The organism is Mesorhizobium sp. M0062 (assembly GCF_040323125.1).
Lineage (GTDB): Bacteria > Pseudomonadota > Alphaproteobacteria > Rhizobiales > Rhizobiaceae > Mesorhizobium.
Genome location: NZ_JAMYUO010000002.1, coordinates 175,848 through 189,311, shown reverse-complemented (window position 1 = coordinate 189,311; position 13,464 = coordinate 175,848). Strand labels below are relative to the sequence as shown.

The 13,464-nt window shown below is 63.2% G+C and carries 13 protein-coding genes; 5 read left to right on the top strand and 8 right to left on the bottom strand.

Translation table 11 applies throughout. The annotated features are described in order from the left end of the window. Positions 1-24: 24 nt before the first annotated feature. The 7 genes from NKJ64_RS03115 to NKJ64_RS03085 all read right to left on the bottom strand — a co-directional run bounded on the left by NKJ64_RS03115 (position 25) and on the right by NKJ64_RS03085 (position 6,313). Positions 25-489 (bottom strand): MaoC family dehydratase, encoded by a 465-nt coding sequence (locus NKJ64_RS03115; protein ID WP_023695809.1) that lies wholly within the window; start codon positions 487-489, stop codon positions 25-27. Further along, on the bottom strand, positions 486-947 hold the full coding sequence (locus NKJ64_RS03110; protein ID WP_023670033.1) for a MaoC family dehydratase: 462 nt from the start codon (positions 945-947) through the stop codon (positions 486-488). The genes NKJ64_RS03115 and NKJ64_RS03110 overlap by 4 nt, the downstream gene beginning before the upstream one ends. A 78-nt stretch (positions 948-1,025) precedes the next feature. Continuing rightward, on the bottom strand, positions 1,026-2,000 hold the full coding sequence (gene corA, locus NKJ64_RS03105) for a magnesium/cobalt transporter CorA (protein ID WP_023701569.1): 975 nt from the start codon (positions 1,998-2,000) through the stop codon (positions 1,026-1,028). Positions 2,001-2,209: 209 nt separating this feature from the next. Then, positions 2,210-3,313, bottom strand: coding sequence for a redox-regulated ATPase YchF (ychF, locus tag NKJ64_RS03100; protein WP_023686133.1), 1,104 nt, complete (start codon positions 3,311-3,313; stop codon positions 2,210-2,212). A gap of 95 nt (positions 3,314-3,408) precedes the next feature. Then, positions 3,409-4,149, bottom strand: a complete 741-nt coding sequence (gene pth / locus NKJ64_RS03095; protein WP_023701571.1) for an aminoacyl-tRNA hydrolase — start codon at positions 4,147-4,149, stop codon at positions 3,409-3,411. A 21-nt stretch (positions 4,150-4,170) separates the two neighbouring features. After that, a complete protein-coding gene (locus tag NKJ64_RS03090) occupies positions 4,171-4,815 on the bottom strand; it encodes a 50S ribosomal protein L25/general stress protein Ctc (RefSeq protein WP_023686131.1) in 645 nt (214 codons plus the stop codon). Positions 4,816-5,080: 265 nt separating this feature from the next. After that, complete coding sequence (locus tag NKJ64_RS03085) at positions 5,081-6,313, bottom strand: ROK family transcriptional regulator (protein ID WP_352461954.1); 1,233 nt, start codon at positions 6,311-6,313, stop codon at positions 5,081-5,083. A gap of 241 nt (positions 6,314-6,554) precedes the next feature. On the opposite strand from NKJ64_RS03085, the gene NKJ64_RS03080 reads away from it, so the two are divergent. The 4 genes from NKJ64_RS03080 (at position 6,555) to NKJ64_RS03065 (ending at position 11,990) form a co-directional block, all read left to right on the top strand. Continuing rightward, entirely contained in the window at positions 6,555-9,116 is a 2,562-nt protein-coding gene (locus NKJ64_RS03080) for an ATP-binding cassette domain-containing protein (RefSeq protein WP_352461952.1), read from the top strand. Beyond that, on the top strand, positions 9,113-10,102 hold the full coding sequence (locus NKJ64_RS03075; protein ID WP_023670040.1) for an ABC transporter permease: 990 nt from the start codon (positions 9,113-9,115) through the stop codon (positions 10,100-10,102). The genes NKJ64_RS03080 and NKJ64_RS03075 overlap by 4 nt, the downstream gene beginning before the upstream one ends. Before the next feature lie 46 nt (positions 10,103-10,148). Next, complete coding sequence (locus NKJ64_RS03070) at positions 10,149-11,150, top strand: rhamnose ABC transporter substrate-binding protein (protein WP_023701576.1); 1,002 nt, start codon at positions 10,149-10,151, stop codon at positions 11,148-11,150. A 78-nt stretch (positions 11,151-11,228) separates the two neighbouring features. Next, entirely contained in the window at positions 11,229-11,990 is a 762-nt protein-coding gene (locus NKJ64_RS03065; RefSeq protein WP_023695801.1) for a glutamine amidotransferase, read from the top strand. Between the two features lie 22 nt (positions 11,991-12,012). Here NKJ64_RS03065 and NKJ64_RS03060 read toward each other — a convergent pair whose 3' ends face one another. Continuing rightward, positions 12,013-12,444 carry a MarR family winged helix-turn-helix transcriptional regulator gene (locus NKJ64_RS03060; protein WP_352461951.1) on the bottom strand — a complete coding sequence of 144 codons (432 nt, stop codon included), beginning with the start codon at positions 12,442-12,444 and terminating at the stop codon, positions 12,013-12,015. A gap of 149 nt (positions 12,445-12,593) precedes the next feature. Between NKJ64_RS03060 and NKJ64_RS03055 the strand changes: the two genes are divergently transcribed. Continuing rightward, complete coding sequence (locus NKJ64_RS03055; RefSeq protein WP_155923731.1) at positions 12,594-13,436, top strand: alpha/beta fold hydrolase; 843 nt, start codon at positions 12,594-12,596, stop codon at positions 13,434-13,436. The last annotated feature ends 28 nt before the right edge of the window (positions 13,437-13,464 follow it).

Here is a 13,464-nt window from a genome sequence, read left to right as displayed (position 1 = left end):
ATCCCTACTGCCTAAACCCTAGCCCTACCCAGCCTTCACCAGCACCGCGCTGTCGAACTCCAGCACCTTGTCGCCCGTAGAATCGAATCCTTCCGAGCGCAGCGCGAGCAGCCGCCAGCCGGGGCGGGTGGCGAGCGGGCGGTGGGACAGGGCCGTGCGCATGAAGGTGACGGTTTCTCCGGCATAGACCGGCTTTGGCCATTTCAGGTTCCTGAAGCCGGGGGAGGGGCCGAATTCTGGTACCGGGCCGGGTCCGGTCCATTGAGAAGCGTCCATAGGATTTTTGAGATTGAGCTTCATCCAGGTGGCCGCGGTGTGCCAGCCTGAGGCGCAGAGGCGGCCGAACACGCTTTTCTTCGCCGCCTCCTCGTCGACATGAAAGACCTGTGGATCGTACTTGCGGGCGAACGCCTTGATCGCCTCGGCTTCGAATGTGTGCGAACCGAGGTTGATGGTATCGCCGATGCGGAAGAACGCGTCGAGACTCATGCGCCGGCCTCGCGGGTCAAGAACATGACAGTGTTCTCAAGTTCGAAGACGCTTTCACCGCGCTGGTTGAACAGTTCGCTGCGCAAGGTGACGAGGCCGAGCTGAGGCCTGGATTTCGACAGGCGCCTGGCAAGCACGCTGGTGCTGCCGGCCAGTGTGTCGCCGGCCAGCACCGGCTTCTTCCATTTGACCTGGTCGATGCCGGGCGCGCCTTGCGCGGTCGAGTCGAGCAGGAAGGCGTCGCACAGCATGCGCATGAAGATCGCGCAGGTGTGCCAGCCGGAGGCGGCCAAGCCGCCAAGGATGCTGGCCTTGCCGGCGGCTTCGTCGAGATGCATCGGCTGCGGGTCGAATTCGGTGGCGAATTCGATGATTTCGGCCGCACTCACCTGCTTGGCGCCGAGGTCGATCGATGCGCCCTCGGTGAAATCCTCGTAGGCCCAGCTTTTTGCGGTCATGATCCCAATCCGGTTGTACGATCACCGGGCATCCGGATGCCGTCCGGGCGGCGTTTGGTCAAGCGAATTCTATTGGGCCTACAACCAGCCGCGGCGGCGGAAATACCAGAACGGCAGGATCGCCGACAGGATCATCAGGCCGATGGCGAAGGGATAGCCGAGCTCCCATTTCAGCTCCGGGATGACGTCGAAATTCATGCCGTAGATCGAAGCTACCAGCGTCGGCGGCAGGAAGATGACGGCGGCGACCGAGAAGATCTTGATTATGGCGTTCTGCTCGATCGAGATCATGCCGAGCGTCGCGTCGAGCAGGAACGAGATCTTCTGCGACAGGAAGGTGGCGTGGTCGGCGAGCGACAGCACGTCGCGCGATACTGTCTTGATGCGGGCGCGGACGTCCTTGCTCATCTTGATCTGGGTCGCGACATGGGCAAGGAAGCCGGTGAGGCGCTGCAGCGAGATAAGGCTGTCGCGGATCGAGGAGGCAATGTCCTCCTTGCGGCCGATGGCCTTGAGCAGTTCCTGGAAGTCGCGATTGCGCTTGTTCACCTTGGTCGACCGCGCTTCGAAGATATCGCGCGAGATCGTCTCGATGTCACGGCCGGCGCGTTCGAGAATATCGGCTAGGCGATCGACGATCGCCTCCAGCAGGCCGATCAGGATGGTGTTGCCGGTGGTGCAGCCTGTCGCCACCTTCTCGGCGCGCAGGGGAAAGGTCTTGAACGCCTTCGGCTCATGATAACGGATGGTGACCAGTCTCGGGCCGGCAAGCACAAAGGTAACCGGTGACATCAAGGGATCATCGATTTCGGTCTGCGCTGGCAAGGTGGCGGTCATGAAGTAGGCGCCGTCCTCGATGTAGAGGCGGCTCGAAATCTCGATCTCCTCCATCTCCTCGCGCGTCGGGATGGCAACGCCGAGCCAGGTCTCGATCGTTGTTTCTTCTTCCTTGGTCGGGTTGAGAAGGTCGGCCCAGACGACCTGATCGCCATTGGCCACGAGATCGTCGGCGAGGCGCAGGCGATCATTGTCGACGACGAAGGCCTTGATCATCGCCGGTCTCCGTTGGTTGAGCCCAAGGTTTCGTTTAATAGCGATGGGTCTTGCACGCGCCGCCGTTCCCACGGGGACGGCCAAGTCGCATGCAAACGGCCATAGACCCGGTGCCAAGGGCAGTCAAGCGAAGCGGCATGCCGGCTCCTCCACTTGACGAAGCCGTGATCGGCCGCCGTCAGCGCGCGAGCCGCGAGAGCCTCGGCGCCTCAGGTGTTGAACTTGAACAGCAGGACATCGCCATCCTGGACGACATATTCCTTGCCTTCGTCGCGCGCCTTGCCGGCTTCCTTGGCCGCCACTTCGCCGCCCAGTGTGACGTAGTCGTTATAGGCGATGGTCTGGGCGCGGATGAAGCCGCGCTCGAAATCGGTGTGGATGACGCCGGCCGCCTGCGGGGCCTTGTCGCCCTTGTGGATCGTCCAGGCGCGGGTCTCCTTCGGCCCGGCGGTGAAATAGGTGATGAGATGCAACAGATCGTAGCCGGCGCGGATGACCTTGTTGAGGCCAGGTTCGTCGAGGCCGAGCGAGGACAGGAACTCCATCTCTTCCTCGTCGGAGAGCTGGGCGACTTCGGCTTCGATCGCGGCTGAGATCACCACGGTGCCGGCGCCCTGCGCGGTCGCCATCTTTTCCACGGCCCTGGTGTGCTCGTTGCCGGTGGCGGCGTCGGCTTCGGCGACGTTGCATACATAGAGCACGGGGTGCGAGGTCAAGAGGTTCAGTCCCTGCAGGATGCGCAGGTCTTCCGCTGAAATGCCGTTGAGCAGGATGCGGGTCGGCTTGCCGGCCTGGAGGAGCTCGAGTGCGGCCTCCATCATCGGCAGCACGGTGGTTGCTTCCTTGTCCTTGCTGCCGGCGCGCTTGCGGATCTGCACGATGCGGCGCTCGAGGCTGTCGAGGTCGGCGAGCATCAGCTCGGTCTCGACCGTATCGGCGTCGGCGACAGGGTCGATCTTGCCCTCGACATGGGTGATGTCGTCATCCTCGAAACAGCGCAGCACATGCACGATGGCGTCGACCTCACGGATGTTGGCGAGGAACTGGTTGCCCAGCCCTTCGCCCTTGGAGGCGCCGCGCACCAGGCCGGCGATGTCGACGAAGGAGATGCGGGTCGGGATGATCTCCTTAGACTTGGCGATTGCGGCGATCTTCTGCAGCCGCGGATCAGGCACCGCCACCTCGCCGGTGTTCGGTTCGATGGTGCAGAACGGATAGTTGGCGGCCTGCGCCGCCGCCGTCCTGGTCAATGCGTTGAAAAGCGTCGACTTGCCGACGTTGGGCAAGCCAACGATGCCGCATTTGAAACCCATGTGTCCGGTCCTATCGGGAAACTAGAAATTTGATGAGGGCTATGGGCGATAGGGGTGAGCAACGTCAAGCCCCGCGGTCCCGATCCTATCGACGCTCAGTCCTTCTTGCCGAACAGTTTCTTCAGCATGGCGGCCATAGGGCCGCTTTCCGGCAGCTTGGCCGGCGCCTGCTGTGGCCGTGCCTGGCGGATGTGGCTTTGAGCTTTCGGGCCCTCAGCCTTCGGCGCCTTTGGCGGCGGCCGGTCGTCGTCGCCGGTTGGCGTTAGTTTGTCGCGCAAGGCCAGCGTCACCCGGTTCATGAAAGAACTGTCGTCGCCCTTGGCCAGCAGCCCGGCATCGTCGGCGATGGTGTCGAGCAGCACGTCCAGCCATTCGCGGTCGGCCTTGGCGAAATCGCCGAGCACATGGGACTGCACCATTTCCCGGACGCCGGGATGGCCGACGCCGATGCGCACGCGGCGAAAGTTCTTGCCGACATGCTGGTCGAGCGAACGGATGCCGTTGTGTCCGCCGGCGCCACCGCCGACCTTGACCCGCAATTTGCCGGCCGGCAGGTCGATCTCGTCGTAGAAGACGGTCAGCGCCTCGGGGCCGAGCTTGTAGAAGCGCAGGGCTTCGCCGACCGGCTGTCCCGACAGGTTCATGAAGGTCTGCGGCTTGATCAGAAGAATCTTTTCGCCGGCAATCGTGCCTTCGGCGATCAGGCCCTGGAACTTCTTCGACCAGGGCGAAAACGAATGGCGGCGGGCAATTGCGTCCGCCGCCATGAAGCCGACATTGTGCCGGTTATCAGCGTATTTCGCGCCCGGATTGCCGAGGCCTGCAAAGACAAGCATCGTGAACTCCGGGCCCGAAAATTACTTCTCTTCGGCAGCAGGAGCCGCCGCTTCGGGGGCTGCCGCTTCCGCCGTCTCTTCCGTCTCCGGCTTCATCGCCGAGGAGCCGGCAATGGTCGCGATGGTGAAATCGCGATCGGAGATCACCGGCTTGACGCCGGCCGGCAAGGTAACCGCCGAGATGTGGATCGAATCGCCGATGTCGGCGCCGGTGAGATCGACGGTGATGAATTCCGGGATCGCATTGGCCGGGCAGTGGAACTCGACTTCGTGACGCACGATGTTGAGCACGCCGCCGCGTTTGATGCCGGGCGACTTGTCTTCATTGATGAAGTGGACGGGCACGTCGACGTTGACCTCGGTGTCCTTGCCGATGCGCAGGAAGTCGACATGGACCGGGAAATCCTTGACCGGGTCGAGCTGGAAATCCTTGGGCAGAACCTGGATTTTCTTGCCGTCGACATCGATCGTGGCGATCGTGGTCAAAAACCCGCCGCCATGGATTTTGTAGAAGACGTCCTTGTAGTTCAGCGCAATCGCCAGGGGAGGCTGTCTGTCGCCGTAGATAACTGCAGGCACTTTACCGTTGCGGCGAACTGCACGGGCGGACCCCTTACCGACCTGTTCGCGCGCTTCGGCCTTGAGCTCGTAAGTATCGTGGCTCATGGCATTTCCTTTCGCGTTTTATGGAGCGTTTGCGGTGGCAGTGTGCCTGGACCGTAAACGTCGAAAGCCGCCAGGCCTGGATGTCCGAATGCCAGAAACCGCATACGCGGAGCTTTGTTCGGGATCACAAGGGAAGGCAGCCTTCCGCCGCGTTGCCTCCAAGGGTGTCTACGCGGGTGGCGGCTCTATAGCGGAAGGCGGGCAGGCGTGCAAGCCATGGCGGGCAAGGGCGGCCGATGCCTGCGTTGGGCGCGCCGCATTGCGCTCAGGCCGGCAGGTCGGTGGGCGGATTTGATCCGTTTCCCTTGGCGCCACCGAGCGTGGACAGAGCGCTCAGCAGTTTCGTCCGGTCCTTGCCGATCATGAGCACGCCGCTGTCGGGCGCCAGCAGCGCCGAGAACGGAAGCATGGCAGCGCCGATCGAGGAGGCCTCAGGGCCGAATTGCCCCGACACGATCTCCGGCGCCACGATGCCGATTGCGCTGGCCTGGTTGAACTGGGTCTGCACCCTTGCCAGCAGTTCGAGATGGATCGGCCTGGGCAGGATCGAGTCGAGAACGATGGCCTCGATGTCGATGATGGAGGTGATGGCGATGATCGCCTCGACCAGCGCGCTCGCGCAATCGTCGATCCATTCGAACAGCGGCAAGCGCGCTTCGGGTGGCAACGGATCGAGTTCCCGCACACGATTGATCACTACGCCGCGCGACCTCAGGTGATTGACCAGCACATAGATCGAGGCGCGATGCAGCAGGCTCTGGTAGCGCGCAGGCTTCGCCGCCACCGAATCGAGGCTTGAGGGCGAGACCGGCAAGGGTCCGAGGGCAGCGCTGTTGCCATGCGGCCCCGTGTGGACCCTGCCGCCTTGCACCAGGCCGCCGCCGACAAAAGTGTCGATCGAGATGTGCATGAAATCGCGGAAGCGGGCGCCGGCGCCCTGGACAAGTTCGGCCAGCGCCGCCGACGTGGCGTCGTTTTCCACGAACACCGGCGTCTTTGCCGGCGTGGCAAAGCATGTCGTCAGGTCGATCGTTTCCCAGCGGCTGCCGAGATCGTCGGGAAAGCCGAGTTCCTCGCTCCAGCCGCCGAGGAAATAGGGGGAGGCAATGCCGACGCCGACGATGCTTGCATCGCCAAGCCCGTCGACGAGTTTCTCGAACGTGGCCAGCGCCATGTTGCCGGCCTTCAGCACCAGATCAGGATCGGGGAAGCGGTATTCGTGCGACTCTCTTGCGCGGATTTCACCGGCGAAGTCGACCAGAACAGCTTCCAGCGCACGCCGGCCGATCTTGATGCCGACGCTGTAGATGCGTTCTGGTGTCAGTCGGTAAAGCGTGGAGGGCGATCCGCGTTGCCCGAACCTTTTCCCCACTTGCTTTACGAAACCGGAGGATTCCAAGCCGTCGACGATGGCAGCGACCGCCGCCGGCGTCAGGCTTGCCGCGCGCGCCAGATCGGACTTGGACGCTTCCTTGAGGCGGCGGATGGCGTCGAGCACGAAACGCTCATTATAGTGCCGAACTTTGACAGAATTGCTACCTTTCCCTGACAAAACCCGCACTCCCCAAATGTCCCGCTCCCGGCGCGAAGCCCGCAAACCACCTGCGGCCGAGCGCACCCTGCGGTGCCTATGTTGGCGGCGACAGTGCGCGTCGGAACCATGGAAGTCAATTTTTGCCGTTGCGCCTTTGCGCTATTTAATATAGCAAATTGAAAAAATAACTAGACCGGGAGGAGACGTGCTGCACTCGGGCACACAAAGCGAAGCCGACGCTGCGGTGGTGCGGGCTGTTCCCGTTGCGCTGGTTCAGGCGGCGAAGGCTTTCGGCGGCACGATTGCGCTCAAGGACGCCTCCTTCGAATTGCGCTCCGGCGAGGTGCTGGCGCTGCTTGGCGAAAACGGCGCCGGCAAGAGCACCTGCGTGAAGCTTCTGGCCGGTGTGCATTCTCCCACCAGCGGTCATGTCGAGGTTGACGGCAAATCAGCCGTCTTCCATTCGCCGCATGACGCGCAAGCGGCCGGCATTGCGGTCATGCACCAGCATCCTGGCCTGTTTCCCGATCTGTCGGTGGCGGAGAACATCTATCTCGGCCACATGCCGCGCGACCGCTTCGGCGGCATCGACAATGCCGCCATGCTGGCCGGCGCCCGCAAGGTGCTGGCCACCGTCGGGCTCGACGTGCCGGCGGCAACGCGGCTGGGAACACTGCGTACCTCTGAACAACAACTGGTCGAGATCGCCCGCGCGCTGTCGCTGGATGCCCGCGTGCTGATCATGGACGAGCCCACGGCCGCATTGTCGCAACGCGAGGTCGAGCGGCTGTTTTCCGTCGTTGCCGATCTCAGGCTGCACGGCGTGGCGATGATGTTCGTCGGCCACCGCATGGATGAAATCTTCCGCATCGCCGACCGCATCGCGGTGCTGCGTGACGGGCGCCTGATCGGCGTCAAGCCGAAAGCCGAGCTTGGCCGCGCTGCCGCCATCAGCATGATGGTCGGCCGCGAAGTCACCGACCTCTATCCCGAACGGCGCCATGCCTCAGACGCGCTGGTGCTGGAGGGGAAGGGACTTTCGCGCGCCGGCGGCTTTACCGGCATCGACCTCAAGCTTCACGCAGGTGAGGTGCTCGGCCTTGGCGGTCTGGTCGGCAGCGGACGCACCGAGATTGCGCGCGTGCTGTTCGGTATCGACCGGCCCGACGCCGGCGAAATCCTGATCGACGGCAAGCCCGTGCAGTTCGCCTCGGCGCGCGACGCCATGGATGCGCGCATCGCCTATGTGTCGGAAGATCGCATGGGCCAGAGCCTGGTGATGGATTTCTCCATCCTCGACAATGCGGTGCTACCTGTTCTCGACAAGGCCGCACAACGCGGTCTCTACGGCACCGACCGCGCCATCGGTCTGGTGGCGGACTGGCTGAAGCGCATGAAGCTGCGCTTTTCCGGCTACGGGCAGCCGGTGAAAGAGTTATCCGGCGGCAACCAGCAGAAGGTGGTGCTGGCCAAGTGGCTGCGCACCGAGCCGCGCGTGCTCATCCTCGACGAGCCGACGCAAGGCATCGATGTCGGTACCAAGGCGGAAGTGCATGCAATGATCGCTGACCTTGCCGCGCAAGGCATGGCGATCCTGCTGATCTCGTCAGAGATGCCCGAGCTGATCGGCATGTGCGACCGCATTATCGTGCTGCGCGAAGGCCGCCAGACTGCTGAGTTTTCGCGCGGGCAAGCCACGCAGGAAAAGGTACTGGAATCGGCGACCAGGACCGATGAACGTGCCGGCCAGGCAGCGCAGATAGAACGCGCCGCCGAGGAGGAAAAGGCAAAAGGACCGTTCGATTTTCTGAAGCGGCGGGAATTCGGCCTGCTTGCGGCGATGCTCGCCGTCGCCATTCCGGTCACCATCATCAACCCGCGCATGGTGAGCGCGGCGAACCTCACCGCTGTGTCGATGGACGCGGCCTTGCTGATTGTCGCCGCACTGGCGCAGATGCTGGTGCTGATCACCCGCAACATCGACCTGTCGATCGCAGCTGTGATCGGCCTCTCCGCCTATATGGCGGCCAGCATGGTTCAGGCCTATCCCGGATTGGACATCGGCATCGGCCTGATCACCGCCTGCGCGGTCGGCGGCTTTGCCGGACTGCTCAACGGCCTTGTCGTTACCAGGGGAAAGATCCCGGCCATCGTCGTTACGCTGGCTTCGATGTCGATCTTCCGCGGTTTCAACTCGATCTGGGCGGCGGGCGACCAGGTCAGCGCCGACGAAGTCACGCAAGCCTGGCTCGACATGACCGGGCTGAAGATCGCAGGCGTGCCGCTGATCGTCATCATCGCTATTGCCATCCTGTGCGCCGGCTATGTGCTGCTCTATCGCACCGCAACCGGGCGCGAGCTGTTTGCCACCGGTTCCAACCCGGACGGCGCAAGGCTGATCGGCATTCCGGTCGACCGGCGCATCCTGCTGGCCTTCGGCATGGCCGGCCTGCTAGGCGGCCTGTGCGGCGCCCTGTGGGCTTCGCGCTACGCCACCATCGATGCCCGCGTCGCGCTCGGCTTCGAACTCACGGTGATCGCCTCTGCGGTGGTCGGCGGCGTCGCCATCCGCGGCGGCTCGGGCACGCTGCTCGGCATCATCCTTGGCGCGCTCACGCTCTTGGTCATCAAGAACGGGCTGACGCTGGTGCGCGTCGATCCGCTCTGGCTGCAGGGCGTCTATGGCCTGGTGATCCTGGTTGCCATCGGCATCGACACCTTCATCGTGCGGCGCGCCGAACAGGCGAGACAGGCGAGGGCGAGATGAGAAAGTTTATCCGCTCGATCGACTTCTGGGATCTGCTGCTGGCGACCGCCTGCCTCGCCGTCTTTATCTATGCGGCGGTCTTCGTGCCGAATTTCGTCTCCGGCTTCAACCTCTCGCAATTGGCCGCAAGCGCCTCGGAAAAGGCGTTGCTGATCCTGCCGATGACGCTGCTCATCATCACCCGCGAGATCGACCTGTCGATCGCCTCGGTGCTGGCGCTGACATCCGTGGTGTTTGGCCTGCTCGTCCAGGGCGGCGTGCCGACGCTGGCGGCCATTCCGCTGACGCTGGTCTTCGGCGGCCTGCTCGGCGCCTTCAATGGCTATCTGGTTTCAGGGCTGGGGCTGCAGTCGCTGGTGGTGACGCTCGGCACCATGGCGCTCTATCGGGGCATTGGCTACATCCTGCTCGGCACCGGTTCGGTCAACATATTGCCGCCGGCGGTCGTCGATTTCGGCATCAGCAATCTGCCGGGCACACAAATCCCGTGGACCATCGTGCCGTTCCTGCTGCTGGCGCCGATCTTCGCGGTGGTGCTGCAGAAGACGCCGACCGGCAAGCGCATCTATGCGCTCGGCGGCAGCCCCGAAGTGGCGCGTTATTCCGGCATCGATACGCGCAAAATGGTGCTGAAGCTGTTCGTCGTTTCGGGCATGGTCGCAGCCATCGCCGGCATCGTCTACACCGCGCGCCTCTCCAACGCCCGCGCCAACAATGCGCTCGGCATGGAGCTCGATGTCATCACCATCGTGCTGCTCGGCGGCGTCAGCGTCTTCGGTGGTAAGGGGCGGCTCACGGGGGTCATGCTGGCGCTGCTGTTGATCGCCATCATCCGAAATGTGCTGGCGCTCAACCAGATCGGCGGCGACGCTCAAGGCATGATCATCGGCCTGCTTCTGATCGGCTCGCTGCTGGTCGGCAATTACTGGCGCTCCCTGGAGGAGCGGCTGTCAAGATCGCGCGTCCTGCGCGAAACCAAGGGGTGATCTCGGGCCCCTTTCTTCAAGCCCGAATTCTGACGGAGGAGACACAATGAAAGCGTTTAGAATAGCCCTGCTCGCATCCGCGGTTCTGCTTGCGCCGGCCTCGCTGGCCTACAGCCAGGAATGCGCCAAGGAACCGGTGACCGTCGGCTTCCTGCCCAAGCTCGACACCGATCCCTACTTCAAGGTGGCTTTCGGCGGCGCCGAAGAGGCGGCGAAGGAAATTGGCGGCACCGCCACCCAGGTCGCCCCGTCGCAGGCGACGGCCGAGGCACAGATCGAATTCATCAACAGCCTTGTGTCGCAGAAGGTCGGCGTCATCGCTATCGCCGGCAACGACGCCAATGCCGTTGCGCCTGCGCTGAAGCGCGCCGTTCAGCAAGGCGTCCGGGTGATCTCGTACGATTCCGACGTCGCGGCCGATGCGCGCGCGGTGTTCGTGAACCAGGTGAAGGGCGACAGTCTGGCCGAAATGATGCTGGAAAGCGCATTCAACCTCAGCGGCGGCGAAGGCGAGTTCGCCATCCTGTCGTCGACGCCGACGGCGACCAACCAGAACGCCTGGATCGACTTCATGAAGGCGAAGATGGCGGCAGAGCCGAAATACGCCAAGATGAAACTGGTGCAGGTCGCCTATGGCGAGGAGAGCGAGCAGGTCAACCAGCAGCAGGCCTTGGCGCTGGTGCAGGCGTTTCCGGATCTCAAGGTGATCATCGTGCCGGCAGGCATAGGCCTTCCGGCGGCCGCGCGCGCACTCGAGGAAGCCGGTATGATCGGCAAGGTCAAGCTGACCGGCCTTGCGCCGGCCACTTTGATTTCGAAATACATCAAGGATGGCGCTGCCCAGGATATCTGGTGGAATGTCACCGATCTCGGCTACCTGACCTATCAGGCGGCCCAGGCGCTGGCGCAGTGCAAGATCACCGGCAAGGAAGGTGAGAAGTTCACGGCAGGCAGGCTCGGCGAGTACACGATCGGCGCCAGCGGTGAACTGATCCTCGGCCCGGCCAAGATCGTGACGCCGGAAAATCTGGCCGAGTTTAAGTTCTAAGCCTCCCAAGGCTTTGCGGGCGCCGGCTCGAGCCGGCGCTCGCCTTTCAATCCTCAGTCGAAAAGCGTGAGGGCGACGATGAAACTTTTGCTGGCAGGCGAGACCTTCGCGGCGACGACGTCGGTCGCTGCCGGCGGCGACGTTCTGACAAGTGCGACATGGGTGAATGGCGCGACGGCCTTCAATGCCGCCCTTGCCGCAGAGGGCATAGCGGTGACGCAGATCGGTGGCGATCGCTGTGCGGCCGAATTTCCGTATGACCTCGACGCGCTGGCCGAATACCAGGCGGTGGTGATCTCCGATGTCGGCGCGCTGACCTTGCTGGTCACGCCGGAGGCCCGCGCCGGGCGCATCGGCGTCAACCGCCTCGACGTCCTCAAGGCCTATGTCGAAGGCGGCGGCGGGCTGATGCTGGCCGGCGGCTATATGGGGTTCCAAGGCATGTTCGGCACGGCGCGTTTCCACGACACCCCGGTCGAGGACGTGCTGCCCGTGCGCTGCCTGCCATTCTCGGACGGGCTGGAAGTGCCGCAAGGCCTGCAGCCGTCGATCCTTCAGGCGTCGCATCCGATCCTTGCCGGTGTCGCGGGTCCGTTGCCGCCGATCCTCGGCATGAACAAACTCGATTTCAGGCGCGACGGCTCGTCCCAGCTTCTGGCGACCTGCCATTATCGTGGCACGGACTGGCCGCTGCTTGCGGTTCGTGAGCATGGCCGTGGCCGCACCGTCGCGTGGGCGACCGACATCGGCCCGCACTGGCTGTCGCAGGACTTTTTGGGATGGCCGCTCTACGGCAAGCTGATGGGCAACGTCGTGCGCTGGCTGGCCGGCAAGGATTAAGCCTGGCGTGTTTGTAGGGCAGCTAGTCCGGCTTGCTGCTCAACGCTTCGCGCAGCGCCTGAATCCGCCGATTCAAGGCATCGAGATCAGCCATCGTCATGCCCGAGCGTTCGATCAGGGTTTCGTTGAGGCAGTTGCACTGGACGAGCAGCGCGCCGCCGGCAGGCGTAAGGTCGACCTGCACTTGGCGCTCGTCCGTCTGGCTGCGCTGGCGGGTGACGAGACCGGCCTGTTCCATGCGCTTCACCAGCGGCGTGATGGTGCTCGATTCCAAAGCGAGCCTGTGCGCAATCGAGCCGACCGACATCCCGCCGGCTTCGGCAAGTGCGTTCAGCACGAGATATTGCGGATAGGTGATGCCCATCTCGTCCAGCATGGGCTTGTAGGTGCGATTGATTGCCATGCTGGTGGCGTAAAGCGTGAAGCAGAGCTGGTTGTCCAACGGGAGAGGCACGAGGCATTCCTTTGCCGACTGAGCACATCAATATGTACCACGAAAAATGATATCGCGATATATTTTTCTGTAGACAAGGATTTGGACCTGCGCTAATCTTATGGTTATCGCGATATTGATTATCGCGGAAGCAATCAATGGAGAGCGAGATGACCAAGCCCGGCAGCAGCACGATCACCACCAAGGACGGCACCGAAATTTTCTACAAGGATTGGGGAACGGGACAACCCATCGTCTTCCATCACGGCTGGCCGCTGAGCAGCGACGACTGGGACGCCCAGATGCTGTTCTTCCTTTCCAAGGGCTACCGCGTCATTGCCCATGACCGGCGCGGCCATGGCCGCTCGACCCAGACCGATACCGGCAACGAGATGGATACGTATGCCGCCGATGTCGCGGAACTTGCGGCGCATCTCGACCTCAGAGACGCCATCCATGTCGGCCATTCCACCGGTGGCGGCGAAGTGGCCCGTTATGTCGCGAAGTACGGCTCCGGTGGCCGTGTCGCCAAGGCCGCATTGCTCGGCGCGGTGCCGCCGATCATGCTGAAGACGGCGGCCAATCCGGGTGGCCTGCCGATCGAGGTGTTCGATGGTTTCCGCTCCGCCCAGGCAGCCAACCGCGCCCAGTTTTTCCACGATGTTGCGGCCGGCCCGTTCTACGGCTTCAACCGCCCCGGCGCCCAGGTGTCGCAGGCTGTCGTCGAGAATTGGTGGCGCCAGGGCATGATGGGCGGCACCAAGGCGCATTACGATTGCATCAAGGCGTTCTCGGAAACCGACTTCACCGACGATCTGAAGGCCATCGAGGTGCCGGTGCTGGTGATGCATGGCGACGACGACCAGATCGTTCCGATCGCCGACTCCGCGCTGCTGGCTGTCAAGCTGCTCAAAAAGGGCGAGCTCAAGGTCTACAAGGGCTTCCCGCACGGCATGGCGACCACCCACGCCGATGTGATCAACGCCGACCTGCTGGCGTTCTTCAAGGCGTAGAATCGTTCAGTTGAATAGACATCGTCCA

Coding starts and splice junctions, on each gene's coding strand:
- corA (WP_023701569.1), bottom strand. CDS start 2,000: ATGATCAAGGCCTTCGTCGTCGACAATGATCGCCTGCGCCTCGCCGAC.
- NKJ64_RS03110 (WP_023670033.1), bottom strand. CDS start 947: ATGACCGCAAAAAGCTGGGCCTACGAGGATTTCACCGAGGGCGCATCG.
- NKJ64_RS03070 (WP_023701576.1), top strand. CDS start 10,149: ATGAAAGCGTTTAGAATAGCCCTGCTCGCATCCGCGGTTCTGCTTGCG.
- NKJ64_RS03115 (WP_023695809.1), bottom strand. CDS start 489: ATGAGTCTCGACGCGTTCTTCCGCATCGGCGATACCATCAACCTCGGT.
- NKJ64_RS03055 (WP_155923731.1), top strand. CDS start 12,594: ATGACCAAGCCCGGCAGCAGCACGATCACCACCAAGGACGGCACCGAA.
- NKJ64_RS03075 (WP_023670040.1), top strand. CDS start 9,113: ATGAGAAAGTTTATCCGCTCGATCGACTTCTGGGATCTGCTGCTGGCG.
- NKJ64_RS03065 (WP_023695801.1), top strand. CDS start 11,229: ATGAAACTTTTGCTGGCAGGCGAGACCTTCGCGGCGACGACGTCGGTC.
- pth (WP_023701571.1), bottom strand. CDS start 4,149: ATGCTTGTCTTTGCAGGCCTCGGCAATCCGGGCGCGAAATACGCTGAT.
- ychF (WP_023686133.1), bottom strand. CDS start 3,313: ATGGGTTTCAAATGCGGCATCGTTGGCTTGCCCAACGTCGGCAAGTCG.
- NKJ64_RS03090 (WP_023686131.1), bottom strand. CDS start 4,815: ATGAGCCACGATACTTACGAGCTCAAGGCCGAAGCGCGCGAACAGGTC.